The organism is Nocardia abscessus NBRC 100374 (assembly GCF_000308455.1).
Classification (GTDB): domain Bacteria; phylum Actinomycetota; class Actinomycetes; order Mycobacteriales; family Mycobacteriaceae; genus Nocardia; species Nocardia abscessus.
This window is the reverse complement of the sequence record NZ_BAFP01000034.1, coordinates 1-20,981: the sequence shown is the minus strand read 5'-3', so window position 1 is coordinate 20,981 and position 20,981 is coordinate 1. Positions and strand designations below refer to the sequence as shown.

Here is a 20,981-nt window from a genome sequence, read left to right as displayed (position 1 = left end):
CATGTGGAGCGAGCGGCGGGAATTGAACCCGCGTAAACGGCTTTGCAGACCGTTGCCTAAACCACTCAGCCACGCCCGCCTCGCCCTAGATAGTGCCCGTGACGGGTAGGCCCGGCCTACCATTGCGCTCACGCTGATTCGAAGGCTGGTCGGATGTCCCCGTCCCCGTGCGGTGGCATGGAATGATCGGAACATGTCTCGGCCACGCCCGCTTCCGAACGACCCGATCGAGGAGGCCCACCGTCAGTGGGTCGGCCACGGCTGGGGCGATGTCGCCGACGGCATGGCAGCGGTGACATCTCTGGTACGGGCTCAGCAAATCGTGATGGCGCGGGTGGACGAGGCGCTGAAACCCACCGGGTTGACCTTCTCCCGCTACGAGCTGCTCATGCTGCTCAACTTCAGCAAAACCGGGGCCTTGCCGATGGCGAAAGCCAGCGCGCGCTTGCAGGTGCACCCCACCAGCGTGACCAACACCGTGGACCGGCTGGAGGCGGCGCAGCTGGTCGAGCGCGTACCGCATCCCAGCGACCGGCGCGCTACCTTGATCGAAATCACCGACGCCGGACGCGAATTGGTGGCGAAGGCGACCGAGGAGCTCAACGCCAAGGTCTTCGCGCTTCCCGGGCTCCCGCCCGAGCGGCTGCACACCCTCCTGCAACTGCTCGCCGAATTCCGACACGCCGCGGGCGACTTCGACACCGCCGAGGGAACGGCGCGCTGGTCGGGCACGGCCACAGACTAATTCAACGTACCGGTCGGTCGAGTACCTCATCGGGCCGACCGTCGAGTGACATATGGGCATCCAACCGGCGAATTGCCGGGCATGCCGTCTTGGCAGCGGAAGCGAAAAGGTCCACCATGGACTCATGGTGCTGGTCTTGGGTGTATCGGCGGGCGCTGGCGGCGCCCACGCGATGCTGACACACTCCGATCAGCCGCACCTACCCCCGATCGATCGCTGCGAAGTGCCGCGACGCGCGGGCGGTGGCGTCGAGGAACCGGTCTTCGAGGCGATCCGCCAGATGAACGGCGCCGCCGACCGGCGAGACGAACTGATCTCGGGAACGGCGGTGACGTGCCGCTGTCCGCTGCACGCCGACGCCATCCGCGCCGGAGTGGCCGACCGCGGCGTGACCATCGTCGACGAACCGCTCGCCCAGCTGCGCTATCTGCGCTTCACCGGACAACTTCCGGACAGCGGTTCGGTGATCCTCTACGACCTCGGCAGCTCCGGGCTGACCATCACCCACGCGGACTGCCGCACCGACACGATCCTGTCCGGCAAACGCAGCACGGTGATCGGCGGTGACGGCTACGACGCGCTGTTGCGCTGGCGGCTGGCCCGCGACGGCGTGTTCACCGACACGACGACCATCCGGCGTCACCGCGAAGAACTGAGCGACGCACGGGTGGTCACCGCGATCGACGACGACACCGGCGACCGGGCCGTGGTCACCCGCAGCGACCTGGCCGAACTGTGCGCCGCGGGCATTCACCACTCCGCGTCGTTCGTGCGCCAGATCATCGATGAGACCGGCGTGCGGCCGGAGGCGATGGTGCTGCTCGGCGGCTGCACCCGCAGCCCCAGCATTCGCGCCGAACTGGCCGAACTGATCGACCTGCCGATCATCTACGACCCGGAGCCCGAATTCGTCTCCGCGCGCGGCGCCGTGCTGCTGGCCGCCGAACGACGCGGCGGCGTGGTCCGGATGGCCCGGTTGCGCGCCGGAGCCACGCTGGTCCCCGTCACCGTCGACCGGCGCAAGCTCATCGCGGCGGCCGCGGTCACCGTTGCCCTGGGCGCCACCATCGCCGGACTGCTCGCCACCGACAACGACGCGACCCAGCCGGAAGGAGACCGGGCGCCCACGTCCGCGGAGATCGTCGCGCCCACGCCGGGACGCTTCGGATAGCTTGCGAGGGATCCGCCCGGCCGGGCGGGCCGGCCGGGCGGTACCGGCGTCAGCGGTTGGTGAACTTCGCGGGACGCTTCTCGACGAAGGCGCTCATGCCTTCCTTCTGGTCCTCGATCGCGAACAGCGAGTGGAAGACCCGGCGTTCGAAGCGCAGCCCCTCGGCGAGGGTGGTCTCGAACGAGCGGTTCACCGCCTCCTTGGCGATCATCGCCACCGGCAGTGACATCGACGCGATGGTCTCGGCCACCTCGAGGGCGGTGTCGAGCAGTTGCGCGGCGGGCACGATACGCGAGACCAGCCCCGCGCGCTCGGCCTCCTCGGCGTCCATGTTGCGGCCAGTGAGCACCAGGTCCATGGCCTTGGCCTTGCCGATCGCGCGGGTCAGCCGCTGCGAGCCGCCGATACCGGGGATCACGCCCAGCTTGATCTCCGGCTGCCCGAACTTCGCGGTGTCGGCCGCGAGCAGGATGTCGCAGATCATGGCCAGCTCGCAGCCGCCGCCCAGCGCGTAACCCGCGACGGCGGCGATGGTGGGCTTGCGGAACTGCGCCAACCGGTCCCAGCGGGCGAAGAAGTCGTCCATGAACATGTCCATGTACGACTTGGGCTGCATCTCCTTGATGTCGGCGCCGGCCGCGAAGGCCCGCTCCGAGCCGGTGATCACGATGACGCCGATCTCGTCGTCGTGCTCGAGCTCGTCGAGCGCGGCGATGACGTCATCGAGGACCTGCGCGTTCAGTGCGTTCAGCGCCTTCGGACGGTTCAGCGTGATCCAGCCGACCCGGCCCTTGCGTTCCAGCAGAATCGTCTCGAACTCACGCCCGCCCGTCGCCCGGCCGTCGCCCCCCACGGAATCGCTCTGCGATGCGTTCATCCCTCATGCACCCTCTTGGTCGGAACGGTTACGGATATCGGTGACGATAGCCGAGAAGTCCCGTCCGGCATCCGTCTGGTTGAAGCGGTCGTAGATCGCGGCGGCGAGCAACCCGAGCTGCCCGTCGATGTTGTTCTCGCGCAACGCGTTCGCGGCCAGACCCAGGTCCTTCGACATCAAGGCCGTGGCGAAACCCGGCTGGTAGTCGTTGTTGGCCGGGCTGGTCGGCACCGGGCCGGGCACCGGGCAGTAGCTGGTCAGCGCCCAGCTCTGACCGGAGGCGGTGGAGACCACGTCGAAGAACGACTGATGGCTCAGCCCCAGCTTCTCGCCCAGCACCAGCGACTCCGACAGCGCGATCATGGAGACGCCCAGCAGCATGTTGTTGCAGATCTTCGCGGCCTGGCCGACGCCGGAGCCTCCGCAGTGCACGACCTTGCCGCCCATCACCTCGAGCACCGGAAGGGCCGCGGCGAAGTCCTCGGCGGCGCCGCCGACCATGAAGGTCAGTGTGCCCGCCGCCGCGCCGGCCACACCGCCGGAAACGGGTGCGTCCAGCGCGCGGTGCCCGGCCTCGCCTGCGCGTTCGGCCGCGAGCTTGGCATCGGCCACGTCGATGGTGGAGCAGTCGATGAACAGCGTGCCCGGCGCGGCGACCGGCAGCAGCTCGGCGTACACGTCGAGGACGAGTTTGCCGTTGGGCAGCATGGTGATCACGGTGTCGGCCGCGGCGGCCTCGGTGGCCGAACCGACCACGAGCGCGCCGTCGCGCTCGGCCTGCTCCCGCGCCGCGGGCACCGGGTCGAAGGCGAGCACCTCGTAGCCCGCGCGCACCAGGTTGGCCGCCATCGGCCCACCCATATGGCCGAGGCCGAGGAATCCGATTCGCTTGCTCATCACGCCACCTCCGGGGTCAAACCCAGCTCTCGATCGCCCAATTCGGCGAAGTATGCGTCCACCTGCGCGTCCGTGACCGCCTCCAAGGTGGCGGGCGACCACTGCGGGTTGCGGTCCTTGTCGATCACCTGGGCGCGAATGCCTTCCACCAGATCGTGCGAGGCCAGCGACGCGATGGAAACCCGGTACTCCTCGTTCAGCACCGCCTCCAGGCTCGGCGCGGAGCGTGCCGCACGCAGCGAGCGCAGCGTGACCTTCAGCGCGACCGGCGATTTCGCCAGGATCTCGGTGGCCGCCGACCGTGCTTCCGGCGCGTCGTGCGCTTGCAGCCGCGCGAGGATCTCCTCCACGGAATCGGCTGCGTAGCATGCGTCGATCCAGCTCTGCCCGGCGGCCAGCGCGGAATCCGGCGCGTCGGTGGCGAACTTGGCGATCGCGATGTCCGCGCTCTCCGAACGCAGCGTCTCCAGCAGGGCGGGCAGATCCTCGGAGGCGACGAAATAGTCGGCGAAGCCCGCCGCGATGGCGTCGCCCGCGCTCATCCGCGCGGTGGTCAGCGCGACGTGCGTTCCGATTTCCCCCGGGGTGCGGGCCAGCAGGTACGTGCCGCCGACGTCCGGGACGAAACCGATGCCCACCTCGGGCATGCCGATCTTGGACCGCTCGGTGACGATGCGATGACTGCCGTGCCCGGAGAGCCCGACGCCGCCGCCCATCACGATGCCGTCCATGACCACCACGTACGGCTTCGGATAGCGGCCGATCATTGCGTTGAGTACGTACTCGTCGCGCCAGAACCGCCCGGTCGGCGAATCAGCACCGGCGGCACCGCTTTTCGCGTCCGCGTGGATGGCGACGATGTCGCCCCCCGCGCACAGGCCGCGCTCCCCCGCGCCGGTGACGACCACGGTGCGCACCGCGTCGTCCTCGGCCCACGCACGCAGCGCGTCGGTGATGGCGAGGGCCATCGGGTGATTGAGCGCGTTGATGGCCTTGGGCCGGTTCAGCGTGATCAGGCCGAGACCGTCGCGCTGTTCGAGAAGAACTTCAGGTTCGCTCATGCTCTGTCCTTTCCGGCACGAGCGGGGCCCTGCGTGGTCACGCTGCGCTGCCGCCTCCGGGCCTGACCACTCATGACTGCGCCTCGCTGGCGCTCAGCTCCGTCATGCGCGGTGCACGCTGTGTCGATGATTCGCTCGCTGCGCTCGCTCATGCCGCTCCTACCACCAGTGAGCGGGCGACGACCACCCGCATGATTTCGTTGGTGCCCTCGAGGATCTGGTGCACCCGCAGATCCCGGACGATCTTCTCCACGCCGTACTCGGTGAGGTAGCCGTAGCCGCCGTGCAGTTGCAGGGCCTTGTTCGCCACCTCGAAGCCCGCGTCGGTGGCGAAGCGCTTGGCCATCGCGCACAGCTCGACCTTGTCCGGCGCGTCGGCGTCCAGCGCCGCGGCGGCCCGCCACAACAGCGTGCGGGCGGCCTCCAATTCGATGCGCATATCGGCGAGTTCGAATTGCAGCGCCTGATTGCGCAGCAGCGGCTTGCCGAACGCGTGCCGCTCGGCGAGATACGGCACCGTCTTGTCCAGCGCCGCCTGCGCGCCGCCGACCGAGCAGGCGGCGATGTTGAGCCTGCCGCCGTTGAGTCCGTTCATCGCGATGCGGAAGCCGTCGCCCTCCGCGCCGAGCCGGTTCGCCGCCGGAACCCTGGCGTCGGTGAAGGTCACCTGACGGGTCGGCTGCGCGTTCCAGCCCATCTTCTTCTCGTTGGCGCCGAAGGTGATACCCGGTGTGTCGGCGGGGACGATGAATGCGGAGATTCCGCGCGACCCCGCTTCACCGGTTCGTGCCATCACCACGTAGACGTCGGTGGCGCCCGCGCCGGAGATGAACTGCTTGGCGCCGTTGAAGACGTAGTCGTCGCCGTCGCGAACGGCCTTGGTGCTCAACGCCGCCGCGTCGGAACCGACACCTGGCTCGGTGAGCGCGTAGCTGGCCAGCAGTTCCATCGCGGTCAGCCGGGGCAGCCAGCGGTTGCGCTGGTCGTCGTCGCCGTAACGGTCGATCATCCACGTCGCCATGTTGTGGATGGAGATGTAGGCGGCGATGGCGGGGCAGCCGGTGGCCAGCTGCTCGAAGATGCGCACGGCGTCGAGCCTGCGCAGCGCCGAACCGCCGACATCCTCGCGTACGTAGATGCCGCCGAGACCGAGCGGGCCCGCCTTGCGCAGCACGTCCACCGGGAAATGCTTCTGCTCGTCCCATTCCAGCGCGTTCGGGGCGAGGAATTCGTCGGCGAAGCCGCGCGCGGTGTCGCGGATCGCCTTCTCGTCGTCGTCGAGTGCGAACATCCGCGTCAGTCCATGGTCGGGATGACGAACGCGTTGCCCTCCTTGAGGCCGGAGGGCCAGCGCTGGGTCACCGTCTTGGTCTTGGTGTAGAAGCGGATGGAATCCGGGCCGTGCTGGTTCAAATCGCCGAAGCCGGAGCGCTTCCACCCGCCGAAGGTGTAGTACGCGATCGGCACCGGGATCGGCACGTTGATGCCGACCATGCCGACCTGCACGCGGGCGGCGAAGTCGCGGGCGGTGTCGCCGTCGCGGGTGAAGATCGCGACGCCGTTGCCGTACTCGTGCTCGTTGGCCAGCCGCAGTCCCTCTTCGTAGTCCTTGGCGCGGACCACGCTGACCACCGGGCCGAAGATCTCCTCGCGGTAGATCCGCATCTCCGGAGTCACCTTGTCGAACAGCGTCGCGCCGACGAAGTAGCCGTCTTCGGCGCCCTCCACGACCAGACCGCGTCCGTCCACCACCAGTTCGGCACCCTCATCGATGCCGATCTGGACGTAGTTGTTCACCCGGTTCACGCCGTCCTGGCCGACCAGCGGGCCGTAGTCGGCGCCGGGGTCGTCGGAACGGCCGATGTTGAGCTTGTGCACCCGCTCGGTCAGCTTGGCCACCAGGCGGTCGGCGGTCTCCTCGCCGACCGGGACGGCCACCGAGATGGCCATGCAGCGCTCGCCGGCGGAACCGTAGCCCGCGCCGATCAGCTGGTCGGCGACGTCGTCGAGGTCGGCGTCCGGCATGACGATCGCATGGTTCTTCGCACCGCCGAAGCACTGGGCGCGCTTGCCGTTCGCGGTCGCGGTCTCGTAGATGTACTGCGCGATCGGGGTGGAGCCGACGAAGCCGACGGCCTTGATGCGCGGATCGTGCAGCAGCGTGTCGACGGCTTCTTTGTCGCCGTTGACGACGTTGAACACGCCGGCGGGCAACCCCGCTTCGAGGAACAGCTCGGCCAGCCGCAGCGGCACCGAGGGGTCGCGCTCGGAGGGCTTGAGGACGAACGCGTTGCCGGTGGCCAGCGCGGGACCGGCCTTCCACAGCGGGATCATGGCCGGGAAGTTGAACGGGGTGATGCCCGCGACGACACCCAGCGGCTGGCGCATCGAGTACACGTCGATGCCGGTGCCCGCGCCTTCGGTGTATTCGCCCTTGAGCAGGTGCGGGATACCGACGGCGAATTCGATGACCTCCAGGCCGCGCTGGATGTCGCCCTTGGCGTCGGCGATGGTCTTGCCGTGCTCGGAGGACAGCAGGGCGGCCAGCGAATCCATCTCGTCCTGCACCAGGGCCAGGAACTTCATCAGCACGCGCGCCCGCTTCTGCGGGTTGAAGGCGGCCCACACCGGCTGCGCCGCCTCGGCGTTCGCGATGACCGCTTCGACCTCGGACTTGCTCGCCAGCGGCACCCGCGCCTGCACCTGGCCGAGGTTGGGATCGAAGACGTCGCCGAAGTTGCCGGAAGTGCCCGGCACATGCTGTCCGCCGATGAAATGGGTGAGTTCGCGAACCATGCCAGTCCTGTTCTGGTAGCCGATCGGGACACCGCGGTGCGGTATGCGGTCATCCTATAGTTGGATGTCCAAGTATTGACAGGCCGCCGGTCCGATGTGATTCATCCCACGGCCGGGAGCCGACCGACCCGGCCCGCGGCTGCCGATCGCGCCGGCTACCGCGAAGCACCGGCCAGTACGGCGGTCTACGGCTTCGCTACCGGATCAGCCTTCTTCTCCCGCCACGGCCGCGCGAGCCGGAATGCGCCGAGCCCGAGCGTGATCGCGCCGATCGCCACCACGACGGCCGCCGCGCCCAGCGAGTCGTCGGTCCAGTCCGAGACCGCCTCGCCCGCCGCCAGCGCGATCGCCACACCGCCCCCGATGACCAGCACCGCCGACCGCTGGGTCGCGTACAGGGCGAAGCAGACCAGGGCCACCAGCGCCGTGAGTCCGTAGGCCCAGGTCCGGCCGTCGATGTCCACACTCTGCGCGGCGGCGACAGACGTGACGATCGCGATCAGGTATCCGACCCGGATATCGATCAACGCTCCGAGCCGGGCCAGCGCGAACCACACGCCACCGAGCAGCAGCACCGCCACGCTGCCCCAGGTGTCGTCCAGGTCGATCACCTCGGTCAGCAGCCCCGCGACGGCCGCGGGCACGAAGCACGCGCAGACCAGCATTCCGACGACCGACGGCAGCGCGAGGTAACCGAGCACCGCGATCACCGCTCCCGCCGCACACGCGAAAACCCATGCGGCATCGGAGCCGCCACCCTCCAGCGCCGTGCCGACGGCCCCGGCGAGCGCGACGGAACCCAGCGCGAACAGGACCGCCGCCAGCCGGGCACGGGCGCTGTGCGCGCTCGTGCGGCGCGATCGCACGCCGGTGAGCAGAACTCCGCCGAGCAGCAGACCGGCCGACACGACGGCGAGCACGCCCACCCGGACCGGCCGCCCGAGATCGTCCCAGGATGAGGACGCCACGAGGAAGATCCCACCGAACAGCAGCCCGGCACCGACGTACGCGGCGATCTCGGCCAGCACCTTCCCGCGCGCCACCGCCGACGCCCGCTCGACGGCGAGCGCGGTGAGCACCGCCTCGGCCTGGCCCTCGGACAGGACACCCTCGGCGACCAGCCGGCCCAGCGCGGCGCCTGCCCTCTCATCCCTCACCATGCGCCCAGTATGTCCGAGTCGGCCGCCGGCACAACGCGAACCGGACTCGGACCCCCTGGGCAGCCGGGGGACACGCGGACCGGCACCGGTGAGATACCTGGCGATGTGATCGCAGTCACCGTAGGATTAGTTTGACGTCCTAGTATCGGGCGCCAATGGACTCGCCGGAGGAATTCCGTGGCCGACAGCAGCGCGCTCTACGTACCCACCCATCCCGTTCGTTTCGTCACGTCAGCGGCCCTGTTCGACGGGCACGACGCGGCGATCAACATCATGCGCCGCATCCTGCAGAGCCAGGGCGCGGAGGTGATCCATCTCGGCCACAACCGCTCGGTCAGCGAGGTGGTCGACGCGGTGCTCACCGAGGACGCCCAAGGTGTCGCGGTCAGCTCGTATCAGGGTGGTCATGTCGAGTACTTCGAATACCTGGGCGACGCGTTGCGGAAAGCCGGAGCCGAGCACGTGCGGATCTTCGGCGGCGGCGGTGGCGTGATCGTCGCGGAGGAGATCGCGCGCTTGGCCGGGTCCGGCGTGACCATCTTCTCCCCCGAGGACGGACAGCGGCTCGGTCTGCCGGGCATGATCAACCAGTTGATCCGCGCGTGCGACATCGACCTCGCGGCCGAGCCGCCGGAACTGGACGCGGTGCTCGCGGGCGAGCGCGCCGCCTTGGCCCGCGTCATCACCTGCCTGCAGGCGAACGCGCTGACGGAGGAAGACCGGCTCGAGCTGGCCGACGCCGCGTCCGCGCGCACCGTGCCGGTGCTGGGCATCACCGGCACCGGCGGCTCCGGAAAGTCCTCGCTCACCGATGAATTGGTGCGCAGGCTGCGTTCGGATCAGCAGGACAAGGTGCGGGTCGCGATCCTCGCGGTGGACCCGACCCGGCGGCGCGGCGGCGGCGCGCTGCTGGGCGACCGCATCCGGATGAACGCGCTCGACGGCGAGCACGTCTTCTTCCGCTCGCTGGCCACCCGCGGCGGACGGGAACTGCCGGACAACATCGATCTCATCGTGACCGCCTGCAAGGCAGCGGGATACGACCTGGTCATCCTGGAAACGCCGGGCATCGGTCAGGGCGACGCCGCGGTGACCGATCACGTCGACGTGTCGATGTACGTGATGACGCCCGAGTTCGGCGCCGCCTCCCAGCTGGAGAAGATCGACATGCTGGACTTCGCGGACGTGGTGGCGATCAACAAGTTCGAGCGCCGTGGCGCGGCGGACGCGCTGCGCGACGTGGCCCGCCAGCTGATCCGCAACCGGGAGGAGTTCCACGCCGCGCCGCAGGACATGCCGGTCTTCGGCACCAGCGCGGCGACATTCAACGACGACGGCGTGACAGCGCTCTACCAGCACGTGACTGGGCTGCTCGCGCAGCACGGCCTGCGGCTGGAGCCCGGCGCACTGCCCCGGGTGGACACCCGGACCTCCACGCGCTTCGCCCAGCTCATCCCGCCGGCGCGGGTGCGCTACCTGGCCGAGATCGCCGAGACCGTGCGCGGCTACCACGCCGAGACCGCCGCCCAAGCGCTCGCCGCGCAACGGCTGCAACGCCTCGAGCAGGTGGCGGCCGAACTGCCCGGCGACACCGCGGTCGCCGAACTGGCCGAACGCGCCCGCGCCGATCTGACGCCGGCGAACGCCGCGCTGCTGGCCGAGTGGCCCGCGCTCGCCGAGTCCTACCGCGGGGACGAACAAGTGGTCCGGGTGCGCGATCGGGAGATCCACACCCCGCTGCGCCGGGAAACCCTGTCCGGCAACTCGATTCCGCGCGTCGCGCTGCCCCGCTTCACCGATCACGGTGAGCTGCTGCGCTTCCTGCGCGCCGAGCACCTGCCCGGCCGGTTCCCGTTCACAGCGGGAGTGTTCGCCTTCAAACGCGACAACGAGGACCCGGCCCGCATGTTCGCGGGCGAAGGCGACCCGTTCCGCACCAACCGCCGGTTCAAGGTGCTCAGCGAGCATTCCGACGCGAAAAGGCTGTCCACCGCGTTCGATTCGGTGACGCTCTACGGGCACGATCCCGCCGAGCGGCCCGACATCTACGGCAAGGTCGGCACCTCCGGGGTATCGATCGCCTCGCTCGACGACATGAAGGTGCTCTACGACGGTTTCGACCTGACCGCCCCGACCACCTCGGTGTCGATGACCATCAACGGCCCGGCGCCCACCATCCTGGCCTACTTCCTGAACACCGCGATCGATCAGGCGCTCGATCGCTTCGCGGCCGAGCAGGGACGGCCGCCGACCGAGGACGAGGCGGCCGAACTGCGCGCGCGAACGCTGGCCACGGTGCGCGGCACCGTGCAGGCCGACATCCTCAAGGAGGACCAGGGCCAGAACACCTGCATCTTCTCCACCGAGTTCAGCCTGCGCATGATGGCCGACATCCAGGAATGGTTCGTGCGCAACGGCGTCCGCAATTTCTACTCGGTGTCGATCTCCGGCTACCACATCGCCGAAGCGGGCGCGAACCCGATCAGCCAGCTGGCCTTCACCCTCGCCAACGGGTTCACCTACGTGGAGGCCTACCTCGCGCGTGGCATGCACATCGACGACTTCGCGCCGAACCTGTCGTTCTTCTTCTCCAACGGGATGGACCCGGAATACTCGGTGATCGGCCGGGTGGCCCGGCGCATCTGGGCGGTCGCCATGCGGGATCGCTACGGCGCCGACGAACGCTCGCAGAAGCTGAAGTACCACATCCAGACCTCCGGCCGGTCACTGCACGCGCAGGAGATGAACTTCAACGACATCCGCACCACGCTGCAGGCGCTGATCGCGATCTACGACAACTGCAACAGCCTGCACACCAACGCCTACGACGAGGCGGTGACCACCCCGACCGAGGAATCGGTGCGCCGCGCGCTGGCCATTCAGCTCATCATCAACCGGGAGTGGGGCGTCGCGATGAACGAGAACCCGCTGCAGGGCAGTTTCCTGGTGGACGAGCTCACCGATCTGGTCGAGGAGGCCGTGCTGACCGAGTTCGAGCGGATCAGCGAACGCGGCGGCGTGCTCGGCGCGATGGAGACCGGCTATCAGCGCGGCAAGATCCAGGACGAATCGATGCGCTACGAACAGCGCAAGCACGACGGTTCGCTGCCGATCATCGGGGTGAACACCTTCCGCAACTCCCACGACGAGCCGCACCGGGAGCTGGAACTGGCGCGCGGCACCGAGGCGGAGAAGCAGTCCCAGTTGCGGCGGGTCCGCAAGTTCCAGCAGCGCAACCGGGATGCCGCGCACGCCGCGCTCACCCGGCTCGAAGCCGTGGCCCGCACCGACGACAACATTTTCGAGGTCTTGATCCAGGCCGCACGGGTGTGCACGTTGCAGCAGATCACGGACACGTTCTTCACCGTCGGAGGGCAGTACCGCCGCAACGTGTGAGGACCGGGCCGGGTCGCGCCGATAATCCGGCCCGGCCCGCGCGAGGCGTGTGACAATCGCCGAGCAAACCTTCGGCGTGGTTGGGATGGCAGACATGGACCTCTCGGAAATTCGGATCATCGACGCGCACATCCACCAGTGGGATCCGTTCACCACACCCCGGGATTTCAGTGCCTTGGCGAAGTTGTTCCGGCTGCTGCCGGTTCCGGTGGACGCGGCGAAGCGCCTCGCACCGCGGCGGGATCGCGAGTTCGTCGGAGATCCGATCGCCTACCTGCGGCCCTACCTTCCGTTCGACTACCGCGCCGACGCCGGGAACGCGCCGGTCGAGGTGGTCGCGCACATCGAGGTCGAATGGTCGCAGCCGGGACCGCTGGGCAAGGCCGGGGAAACCGCCTGGGTGGCGGGGCTGCCGCTGGAGGCGGCGCCACGCCTCGGCGCGATCCTCGCGGGCGGCGACCCGGCGGCGCCGGGGTTCGCCGAGCTGCTGGACGCGCACGCGGCCGCGTCACCGCTGCTGCGCGGCATCCGCACGATGGTCGCCCACCACCCCGATCCCGGTGTGCGGTCGTTCACCGACACGCCCGGCAAGCTCACCACCGAAGCCTTCCTGGACGGCTTCGCCCAGCTGGCCGAGCGCGGCCTGTCCTTCGAAGCGTGGGTGTACTCGCACGCCATTCCCGACGTCACCGCGCTGGCCGAACGCTATCCCGAGGTGCCGATCGTGCTGAACCACCTCGGCACGCCCGCGGGGATCTTCGGCGGCGTCGGTAAACACACCGGCACGCATCCGGGGCTGCGCAGGGAACTGCTGGTGCGGTGGCGCGACGATCTCGCCGCCCTGGCCGCGCGGCCGAACGTGGTCGCGAAGGTGAGCGGTCTGATGATGCCGATTCTGGGGCATCCGATCCCGCCGCGCGGCACGCCGACACCCGCGGCGGACCTGCTCGACCGGATCGGCCCGCTGATCGAGCACGCCCTGGACGTCTTCGGCGCGGACCGGCTCATCTGGGGCTCGAACTTCCCGGTGGACAAGCCGGTCACCAGCATCGCGAACAGCATCGAGGCTGTCGCTACCGCCGTCACCGGCCACGGCGGCGGACCGGCGGAACTCGCGCAGGTCTTCCGGACCACGGCGCAGCGCGTCTACCGGATCGCGGACTGAGTGGTGGAAGCCGCGCAGCGGTCGATGCTGTCGGCCCCCGTGGCTAGCATCTGCCGCGTGAAAGTTACCGGCACCTTCTCCGTGCGTTCCTTCGACCCGACCGAGGTGGTGCCCGATCCCACGATCACCACCGCGCTGCCGGTCGGCGTCGCCCTCATCACCAAGCAGTTCGACGGCGCGATCGACGGCCGCTCGTCGACTGTTTTCACCGCGGCGTTCGACCAGGCCACCGGCGTGGGCAGCTATACGGCGATGGAGTCGTTCGAGGGGGCGCTCGGCGGCGTCGCGGGCACCTTCAACTTCTTGCACGTCGCGAGCACCAGCGGCTCCGACCGCACGAACGAGTTCTGCACAATCGTCCCCGGCAGCGGTACCGGCGACCTCACCGGCATCACGGGCACCGGCGGACTGAGTGTGGACGCCGATGGCACGCACCACATCTGGTTCGACTACGAACTGAGTTGAGCCGCCCGCGCCAGTTGCGCGGTGAGCGTGGCGCGAGCGGTCGCCAACGACGGCCCGTACCAGGTGAGGGCGCGGCCCTCCACCAACGCGACCGGGATGTCCGCAAACGCCTCGGGTCCGTCGTTTTCGGTGAAGACATAGGGCTCGTCGGGAAGCACTGCGAGGTCGACGCCCGCGGTCAGTTCGGCCTCCGACACGTGCGGATAGCGGGCGGGGCGATCGGCATGCACCAGGCGCAGGCCCAAACGACGGGCGATGTCGCCGGTGAAAGTGTTCCGCCCGACCACCATCCACGGATCGCGCCAGACCGGGATGACGGCGGCGCGAACCGGTACGGGCGGCGGTGGCGCCCAAGCGGATTCGGCTCGCCGCAGCCATTCCGGGATGTCGGCGCCGAGCACCTCCACGCAGAGCCGGGTGAGCGACACCATCGCCTCGTCGACGGTCTCTATCGCGGTCACCCACACCGGGATTCCCGCCGCGCGCAGGCGTTCGACGTCGATGCGGCGGTTCTCCTCCTTGTTGCACAGCACCAGGTCGGGTGCGAGTTCGACGATGCGCCGCACGTGCGGATTCTTGGTGCCGCGGACCCGCTCGACCGCCAGATCGGCCGGGTGCGTGCACCATTGCGTCGCGGCGACCAGCACTTCCGGACAGGTGTGCGCCACCGCTTCGGTCAGCGACGGAACGAGCGACACCACCCGGCGCGGCGGTGTGCGGACGTCCACCGGAGTTCCGAGGTCGTCGCGAGGCAACCCGCCCAAGGCACTCATCCCTGCCACGCTGTCAGCCTATCCGAACATTTGCCCTGTTCGGGCCCCTTCCCCGGCCCCGGGCACTGCCATGCGACGATCCGGTGGCGCGCGGTGGCAGTTCGACAAGTTCGGCGCAAGGGCAGTGTGCGGGCGCTGTAGGGCAGTTCCGTATCGGGGTCGAAAGGCGGGAGACTTGGAAAGGCACCCGGCATCGGGAAGTCTCCGGTCCCTTCGCTCCGCCGGTCTAGATCCCGCCCCGACAGTCCGGCGGTAACCGACAGCCCCGATGCTGGGTGCCGACCAACGTCAGCGGTCGAACCGCCGATACAGCGCGGTGAGCTCGCGCAGGCCGGTCGCGGCGGTCGTCTCGTCGGCCGAGGTCATCCGCAGCGCCCTGCGCAGCAGCACCGGATCCAAATCCTCGGGCGCCGGGCGGAATTCGACAGTGGGCAGATCCGGCAAAGGGATGTTCGCACCGTACGGGTCGTCGGAAACGGGCGGTCCCGGTTCGCGCTCGATACCACCGATCAGTGTGTCCAGATCGAGTCCGCGCAGGGTCAGGATCTCGCGCGGGTGTTCGTCGAGCCGCTCGGCCAGCAGATAGCAGACTGCCGCCACGTGCTTGCACGGCCAGCCCGGGTCGGGACAGGTGCAGGTGAAATCCAGCTCCGCCGCGGTGCTCGGCAGCAGCAGCGGCCCGAGCCCGGTCGGCAATGCGCCCGAGGCGATCTCGGTCAGCATGCCCGGAGCCGAGCGAATGGTCTCGATGAGCTCCGCGATTTCCTCCTCGCGCAGCGGGCGCACGGTGAACACCGCGGTGAACGGGCGCGGTTGGCTGCCTTGCACTTCCGCCGTCACCGCACCCGGCTCGATCCGGTAGTTCACCACCTGCCCCGACCTGGCGTAATTGCGACCGCGCGCCAGCCGGCCCGGCTCCGCCATCCGCTCGACCGAGTCCACCAGGGCCTTGCCCCACCAGGTGCGCCCGAAGCCACCGCGCCTGCTGCGTGCTTCCACCCCGCCGCGCACCGGCAGCTTCTTCCCGTACTCGGAGTAGTCGACGAAGGGACTCATTCGCCCACCGCCGCCGCGCCCAGGGCGAACAGGTCGCGCAATTCATCGGTGCTCAGCTCGGTGATCCAGTTCTCCCCCGCGCCGACGGCCAGATCGGCGAGTTGCCGCTTCCCGTTGATCATCTCGTCGATCCGCTCCTCGATCGTGTCCACGCAGACCAGCTTGCGCACCTGCACATCGCGCCGCTGGCCGATCCGGAACGCGCGGTCGGTGGCCTGGTTCTCCACCGCGGGATTCCACCAGCGGTCCAGGTGGACCACATGATTGGCGGCGGTGAGGTTGAGCCCGGTGCCGCCCGCTTTGAGCGACAGCAGCATCAGCGGCGGTCCGTCCGGCGCCTGGAACCGGGTGACCATCGCGTCGCGCTTCTTCTTCGGCACGCCACCATGCAGGAACGGGATCTCGGCGCCGAATCGCTCGACCAGATACGGCGCCACCAGCTCGCCGAATTCCCGGAACTGGGTGAACAGCAGAGCCTTCTCGCCATCGGCGAGTACCGCCTCGAGCACGTCTTCGACCAGGGCGAGCTTGCCCGATCGGTGCGCGCCGCGGTGCAGCACGCTCGACCCGTCGGCCAGGAAGTGCGCGGGATGGTTGCACACCTGTTTGAGCCGGGTGAGCGCGCCGAGCACGGCGCCCTTGCGGGCCATGCCCTTCGCGTCCTTGATTTTGGCGAGCATGTCGTCCACGACCGCCTGATAGAGCGCGGCCTGCTCGACGGTGAGGTTCGCCCGCACCGTCATCTCGAATTTCTCCGGCAGATCGCTGATCACCGTGGGATCGGTCTTCACCCGGCGCAGCACGAACGGCTGGGTGAGCCAGCGCAGGCGGCTGATCGCGTTCTGGTCGCGCTCGCGTTCGATCGGCACCGCGAAGCGCGCGCGGAACGACTGGGGGCTGCCGAGCACCTTCGGCATCGCGAAATCCATGATGGAGCGCAGCTCTTCCAACCGGTTCTCCACCGGGGTGCCGGTTAGCGCCAGCCGATGTCGCGCGCGCAGCGACCGTGCCGCCCGCGCCTGCCGCGTTCCCGCGTTCTTGATGTGCTGCGCTTCGTCCAGGACGACGCGGGCCCAGTGCTGCCTGCCGAGTTCCTCGGCGTCGCGCGCGAGCAGCGCGTAGGTGGTCACCACCAGGTCCGCGGCGGCGACCGTCTCGCCGAGTTCGGCGCCGGCCCGCCGTCCCGCGCCGTGATGCACCCACACCCGCAGGTCGGGCGCGAACCGCTCCGCCTCGCGCTGCCAGTTCCCGACCACCGACATCGGGCACACCAGCAGGGTCGGGCCGGGCGGCTCGGCCGCGGCTTCGGCCGTCTCGCGCTCGTGCACCAGCAAGGCGAGCACCTGGACGGTCTTGCCGAGTCCCATGTCGTCGGCCAGGATCGCACCGCAACCCATCCGGCTCATGGCGGCCAGCCATGCCAGGCCGCGTTCCTGGTAGGGGCGCAGCTGGGCCTTCAGCCCGACGGGCGCGGCGACCGCTACCGGCTCGCGCGCGCGGTCGAGCAGGTCCGCCGCCCATCCCGAGGCCGTGACCTCGGTGATCGGCACCTGCGGCACGCGGGAGGCCGCGATCTCGCCGAGCATGTCCGCGAAGGTGACCGGCGAGTCGTCGGTGTGCGCGGCGACGTAGCGGGCCGCGGCCGCCAGCGCCTTGTGATCGGCCTGTACCCACTGACCGCGCAGCTGGACCAGATCGGACTTGCCGCGCACCAGCCGCTGCATCTCGGCCGCCGTCAGCACCATGTCGCCGAGCGCGAGCTCCCAGCGATAGGAGACCAGGCCAGGCAGACCGACGGTGCTCTCCGCGGCGGGCACCGCGCTGTCCACCCGCAGCCGCATGCTCGGTTCGGCCACATTCCACGCGCGCGGCAGCAGCAAGTGGACTCCCGCGGCGTGCAGGGCGTGCGCGCCGTGCGCGACCAGGTCCAACACCACCTCGGTGGGCAACAGCAGATCCATGCTGTGCGGATCGCTCGGCAGGTCGCGCAACCTCGGATACGCGCGCTGCGCCGCGCCGAGCTTGTCCACCGCGATCCGGAGGAGGTTCGGATCCTCGTGCAGCGGCACGGTTCTGGGCGCCTCGCCGGTGACCCGCAAACAGACCTCCAGCCGCCACAGCGCCACCGACTCGTCGGCGACGCCGAGTTCGCCATCCGGTTCGAGCAGGCGCAGCACCAGTTCCGGTTCGTCGCCGGTCAGGCTGGCCCGCCAGCGTTCCAGCACCTCGGCGACCTGATAGCTGCCGTTGTCCAGCGGAGTGTCCCCGGCCAGAGCGGCCACCAGGGGATGCGGCGAATCCGGCAGGTCGGCCAGCGCCCGCGCGATCGGATCGGCGAGCTCGGTGACCATGTCGTCGAGCAGCGCCGCCGGACGCCCGGCCACGCGCAGGGCCTGCGGCATGGCGACCGCGAGCTCGGCCAGCCAGGCGCGTTGCCGCTCGCCGCCGACCAGCCGCCAGCGCACCCACCACTGGCCGTCCTCGCGGCGCAGCTCCGGCACGACACGCCCGGCGCACCCAGCGTTCGATGCCGTGGGCGACGTGCGCGAGGAAACGCAGATCCCCGGAGACCAGCTCGGCGGGCAGTCGCTGCCGCAGGGCCGCGACGGCCGCGACGGGAGCCAGCGCGTGCGCGCGCACCTGCTCGGTCGCGGCGACGCCGTTCGCGACGACCATGACCTCGGCACGGTGCCGGAACTTCGACGCCCGCAGCACGCCGCCCAGCGGATCGGGGAGCTCGGCGGACGACGCGGCCACCGGCGAGTCCTGCCAGAGCAGCAACCCGGATCCCGGCGACCACAGTCCGTGCAGCATCAGCCCATCCAATCAGGCCGGTCCGACACGGCCGCACACACCGCGGCCCGACCGTTGTGGATTTCTGCGCGATACCGGAACATACTGGAATATCCGCAGGTCATCGCAGAATAACCGCAGCTTTGTGGCAAGAGAAGCGGAGGAAGCAGCATGACGATTCTGCTCCAGGTTCTCGAGCAGAGCTTCACCCCGACGACCGCGTGGGAACGGCGCAAATTCACCTTCGTGCACGCCGACAAGATCGTCGGCATGCGGCTCGACGGGCAGGCAGGCGTGTGGCTGGACCTGTCGCGGCCCGGTGAATCCCAGCGGCTGGCCCGCACCGCCGACCCGCGCGAGGCCATCACGTTCCTGCTCACCGCCTTCGCCAAGATCGCCGAATGCGAGGAGCGCGGCGGCTCGTGGGTGATCGGGCACGACGGGATACACGTCGAGTCGATCGCGGCCACCCGATTCCCGCCCCGGGCGAGCGAGGTCGCCGACGACGATCTCCTGGCTCGCGCCTGGCTGTAGGACCGTTCGGCGCGGGCGAGCCGCGATCACCGCCTCCTGCGTGAACCCTCGCGGCGCAGGCGCGGGCTAGCTGCCGGTCGCGACCGGCCGTTTGGGATCGTTCGACCACTGCGACCACGAGCCGGGATACAGAGCAGCCTCCAGGCCCGCGACGGCCAGCGCCGCGACCTGGTGGGCGGCCGTCACACCGGAACCGCAGTACACGGCTACGGGCCCGGACCCGAAACCGGCGAAGCGCTCGCGCAGCTCTTCAGCGGCGCGGAAGCGGCCCTCGGCGTCGAGGTTGTCGGCGGTCGGAGCGCTCAGCGCGCCGGGAATGTGCCCGGCGCGGGGATCGATCGGTTCCACGTCTCCGCGGAAGCGCTCGCTCGCCCTCGCGTCCAGCAGCACGCCCTTCCAGCGCGCCGCCGCGTCGGCGTCGATCACCGGCAGGTGGCCGGGGCTCAATACGACATCGCCCGGCTCAGGATCCGTTTCGGCTCCGGTCGCGACCGGCCCGCCCGCGGCGATCCAGCCGGGCAGCCCACCGTCGAGAATGCGCACGTCGGCGATGCCGGCCCAGCGCAGCAGCCACCAGGCTCGGGCGGCGGCCATGCCGCCGGTCGCGTCGTAGACGACCACCGGGTCGCCCTCGCGCAGCCCCCAGCTGCGCGCGCACTTCTCCAGCTGCGCGAGATCCGGTAGCGGGTGCCTGCCGCGCGCGGGTGAGGGCGGCGCGGCCAGTTCGGTTTCCAGGTCCACGAACACCGCGCCGGGGACGTGCCCGGCGAGATAGTGCTGCGGCCCGTCCGGGTCGCCCAGCGCCCATCGGACATCCAGTAGGCGAAGCCGCTTGTCCGCCAAAGCTTCCCGCAGCTCGCCCGGTGAGATCAGTACCGCGCTCAACTCAGCTCCTCGTCCCGAATCGCGTCCTCGCGCACCGACTCCCCCACCCTACGCATCCGGATGTGCCGGTGTGGCCATACTCTCGTGTCGCACGTCACGACCGGCGCCAAGTCAGGCCAGTTTCGCGGCACTGGCAGGCGACATACCCTCGTGACCAGGGGCAATATCCGACCGGTGTCGAACGTTTCCACCACCCCCGCCACCGCGACGCGGCAACAGGAACGGTCGCGGACCGGACTGCTGCCGCCGCTGGGCGCGGGTGCGGTGACGGCGCTCGTCGGTTTCACCAGTTCGTTCGCCGTGGTGCTGAGCGGGCTGACCGCGGTCGGGGCGAGCCCCGCGCAAGCGGCGTCGGGTCTGCTCGCGCTGTGCCTGACGCAGGCGATCGGCATGATGGCGCTGAGCTACCGCTACCGGATGCCGATCACCCTGGCCTGGTCCACGCCCGGCGCGGCGCTGCTGGCCGGGACCGGCGCGGTGGCGGGCGGCTGGCCCGCCGCGATCGGGGCGTTCGTGGTCGCCGGTGTCCTGATCGTGGTGACCGGACTGTGGCAGCGGCTGGGCGCGCTGGTCGCCGCGATTCCGGTGGAGATAGCGCAGGCCATGCTGGCCGGCGTCCTGCTGCCGCTGTGCCTGGCTCCGGTCCGGGCCGTGCAGACGAGTCCGGCGGTGGTGGTTCCGGTGATCCTGGTGTGGCTCGTGCTGCAACGGTATGCCCAGCGCTGGGCCGTGATCGCCGCCTTCGCGACCGCCGCGGCAGGCGCCGCGATCAGCATCGCGGTGCAGCATCGGCACCTCGACGTCGGCGCCATGGCTCCGCGGCTGGAACTGACGCTGCCGCACTGGAGCTGGCAGGCGCTGATCGGTGTCGCGATTCCGCTCTACATCGTCACCATGGCGTCGCAGAACATTCCGGGTACCGCGGTGCTCGCCTCGTTCGACTACCGGGTGCCATGGCGCGCGGCGATGACCGTCACCGGTCTCGGCACCGTCGTGGGGGCGCCGGCGGGCGGGCATGCCGTCAACCTCGCCGCCATCAGCGCCGCGCTCTCCGCGGCGCCCGCCGCCCACCCGGACCCGAAGCGGCGCTGGATCGCGGCGTTCACCACGGGCGTGATGTACCTGCTGCTGGCGCTGGGCTCCGCCGCCCTGGTCACGCTGATCGCGACCGCTCCGGCCGGAACGCTGGAAACGGTCGCGGGCCTGG

Annotated in this window: 16 protein-coding genes, 1 tRNA gene and 1 pseudogene; 7 read left to right on the top strand and 11 right to left on the bottom strand. The window is 69.8% G+C overall.

Features of this window, described 5'->3' with window-relative positions:
* Positions 1–4: 4 nt before the first annotated feature.
* A tRNA-Cys gene (locus ON19_RS06190) sits at positions 5–79 on the bottom strand.
* A gap of 114 nt (positions 80–193) precedes the next feature.
* Here ON19_RS06190 and ON19_RS06185 point away from each other — a divergent pair.
* Positions 194–745, top strand: a complete 552-nt coding sequence (locus tag ON19_RS06185; protein WP_043688183.1) for a MarR family winged helix-turn-helix transcriptional regulator — start codon at positions 194–196, stop codon at positions 743–745.
* A gap of 124 nt (positions 746–869) precedes the next feature.
* Positions 870–1,916 carry an Hsp70 family protein gene (locus ON19_RS06180; protein ID WP_043688182.1) on the top strand — a complete coding sequence of 349 codons (1,047 nt, stop codon included), beginning with the start codon at positions 870–872 and terminating at the stop codon, positions 1,914–1,916.
* 49 nt (positions 1,917–1,965) lie between these two features.
* Here ON19_RS06180 and ON19_RS06175 read toward each other — a convergent pair whose 3' ends face one another.
* From ON19_RS06175 to ON19_RS06150, 6 genes are all read right to left on the bottom strand, one after another.
* Positions 1,966–2,793 (bottom strand): enoyl-CoA hydratase, encoded by an 828-nt coding sequence (locus ON19_RS06175; protein ID WP_051168582.1) that lies wholly within the window; start codon positions 2,791–2,793, stop codon positions 1,966–1,968.
* A gap of 3 nt (positions 2,794–2,796) precedes the next feature.
* Positions 2,797–3,690 (bottom strand): 3-hydroxyisobutyrate dehydrogenase, encoded by an 894-nt coding sequence (gene mmsB / locus ON19_RS06170; RefSeq protein ID WP_043688181.1) that lies wholly within the window; start codon positions 3,688–3,690, stop codon positions 2,797–2,799.
* On the bottom strand, positions 3,690–4,751 hold the full coding sequence (locus ON19_RS06165; RefSeq protein WP_043688180.1) for an enoyl-CoA hydratase/isomerase family protein: 1,062 nt from the start codon (positions 4,749–4,751) through the stop codon (positions 3,690–3,692). The genes mmsB and ON19_RS06165 overlap by 1 nt, the downstream gene beginning before the upstream one ends.
* Positions 4,752–4,899: 148 nt before the next feature.
* Positions 4,900–6,042, bottom strand: a complete 1,143-nt coding sequence (locus ON19_RS06160; RefSeq protein ID WP_043688179.1) for an acyl-CoA dehydrogenase family protein — start codon at positions 6,040–6,042, stop codon at positions 4,900–4,902.
* Positions 6,043–6,047: 5 nt separating this feature from the next.
* Positions 6,048–7,547 (bottom strand): CoA-acylating methylmalonate-semialdehyde dehydrogenase, encoded by a 1,500-nt coding sequence (locus ON19_RS06155; RefSeq protein ID WP_043688178.1) that lies wholly within the window; start codon positions 7,545–7,547, stop codon positions 6,048–6,050.
* Positions 7,548–7,732: 185 nt separating this feature from the next.
* Entirely contained in the window at positions 7,733–8,707 is a 975-nt protein-coding gene (locus ON19_RS06150; protein ID WP_043688177.1) for a DUF2157 domain-containing protein, read from the bottom strand.
* Between the two features lie 177 nt (positions 8,708–8,884).
* On the opposite strand from ON19_RS06150, the gene icmF reads away from it, so the two are divergent.
* The 3 genes from icmF (at position 8,885) to ON19_RS06135 (ending at position 13,733) form a co-directional block, all read left to right on the top strand.
* Positions 8,885–12,103 (top strand): fused isobutyryl-CoA mutase/GTPase IcmF, encoded by a 3,219-nt coding sequence (gene icmF, locus ON19_RS06145; RefSeq protein ID WP_043688176.1) that lies wholly within the window; start codon positions 8,885–8,887, stop codon positions 12,101–12,103.
* Between the two features lie 94 nt (positions 12,104–12,197).
* Complete coding sequence (locus ON19_RS06140; RefSeq protein WP_051168581.1) at positions 12,198–13,268, top strand: amidohydrolase family protein; 1,071 nt, start codon at positions 12,198–12,200, stop codon at positions 13,266–13,268.
* Positions 13,269–13,325: 57 nt separating this feature from the next.
* Positions 13,326–13,733, top strand: coding sequence for a DUF3224 domain-containing protein (locus ON19_RS06135; RefSeq protein ID WP_043688235.1), 408 nt, complete (start codon positions 13,326–13,328; stop codon positions 13,731–13,733).
* Here ON19_RS06135 and ON19_RS06130 read toward each other — a convergent pair.
* The 3 genes and pseudogenes from ON19_RS06130 to ON19_RS06120 form a co-directional block, all read right to left on the bottom strand.
* Entirely contained in the window at positions 13,718–14,506 is a 789-nt protein-coding gene (locus ON19_RS06130; RefSeq protein ID WP_043688174.1) for a helical backbone metal receptor, read from the bottom strand. The genes ON19_RS06135 and ON19_RS06130 overlap by 16 nt on opposite strands.
* Before the next feature lie 288 nt (positions 14,507–14,794).
* A complete protein-coding gene (locus tag ON19_RS06125) occupies positions 14,795–15,562 on the bottom strand; it encodes an SWIM zinc finger family protein (RefSeq protein WP_043688173.1) in 768 nt (255 codons plus the stop codon).
* Positions 15,559–18,376: pseudogene (locus tag ON19_RS06120) on the bottom strand (DEAD/DEAH box helicase). The gene ON19_RS06125 and the pseudogene ON19_RS06120 overlap by 4 nt, the downstream one beginning before the upstream one ends.
* A 150-nt stretch (positions 18,377–18,526) precedes the next feature.
* Between ON19_RS06120 and ON19_RS06115 the strand changes: the two are divergent.
* A complete protein-coding gene (locus tag ON19_RS06115; RefSeq protein WP_043688171.1) occupies positions 18,527–18,889 on the top strand; it encodes a hypothetical protein in 363 nt (120 codons plus the stop codon).
* A 66-nt stretch (positions 18,890–18,955) separates the two neighbouring features.
* On the opposite strand, the gene ON19_RS06110 is transcribed toward ON19_RS06115, so the two are convergent.
* On the bottom strand, positions 18,956–19,774 hold the full coding sequence (locus tag ON19_RS06110; protein ID WP_083899170.1) for a sulfurtransferase: 819 nt from the start codon (positions 19,772–19,774) through the stop codon (positions 18,956–18,958).
* A 237-nt stretch (positions 19,775–20,011) separates the two neighbouring features.
* On the opposite strand from ON19_RS06110, the gene ON19_RS06105 reads away from it, so the two are divergent.
* Positions 20,012–20,981: benzoate/H(+) symporter BenE family transporter (locus ON19_RS06105; protein ID WP_051168585.1), on the top strand; the 970-nt coding region annotated here is incomplete at its 3' end.

Excerpts from the sequence above, each read along its gene's own strand:
- ON19_RS06185 (WP_043688183.1), top strand. The coding sequence starts at position 194 with ATGTCTCGGCCACGCCCGCTTCCGAACGACCCGATCGAGGAGGCCCAC.
- ON19_RS06180 (WP_043688182.1), top strand. The coding sequence starts at position 870 with ATGGTGCTGGTCTTGGGTGTATCGGCGGGCGCTGGCGGCGCCCACGCG.
- ON19_RS06175 (WP_051168582.1), bottom strand. The coding sequence starts at position 2,793 with ATGAACGCATCGCAGAGCGATTCCGTGGGGGGCGACGGCCGGGCGACG.
- mmsB (WP_043688181.1), bottom strand. The coding sequence starts at position 3,690 with ATGAGCAAGCGAATCGGATTCCTCGGCCTCGGCCATATGGGTGGGCCG.
- ON19_RS06165 (WP_043688180.1), bottom strand. The coding sequence starts at position 4,751 with ATGAGCGAACCTGAAGTTCTTCTCGAACAGCGCGACGGTCTCGGCCTG.
- ON19_RS06160 (WP_043688179.1), bottom strand. The coding sequence starts at position 6,042 with ATGTTCGCACTCGACGACGACGAGAAGGCGATCCGCGACACCGCGCGC.
- ON19_RS06155 (WP_043688178.1), bottom strand. The coding sequence starts at position 7,547 with ATGGTTCGCGAACTCACCCATTTCATCGGCGGACAGCATGTGCCGGGC.
- ON19_RS06150 (WP_043688177.1), bottom strand. The coding sequence starts at position 8,707 with ATGGTGAGGGATGAGAGGGCAGGCGCCGCGCTGGGCCGGCTGGTCGCC.
- ON19_RS06140 (WP_051168581.1), top strand. The coding sequence starts at position 12,198 with ATGGACCTCTCGGAAATTCGGATCATCGACGCGCACATCCACCAGTGG.
- ON19_RS06130 (WP_043688174.1), bottom strand. The coding sequence starts at position 14,506 with ATGAGTGCCTTGGGCGGGTTGCCTCGCGACGACCTCGGAACTCCGGTG.
- ON19_RS06125 (WP_043688173.1), bottom strand. The coding sequence starts at position 15,562 with ATGAGTCCCTTCGTCGACTACTCCGAGTACGGGAAGAAGCTGCCGGTG.
- ON19_RS06115 (WP_043688171.1), top strand. The coding sequence starts at position 18,527 with ATGACGATTCTGCTCCAGGTTCTCGAGCAGAGCTTCACCCCGACGACC.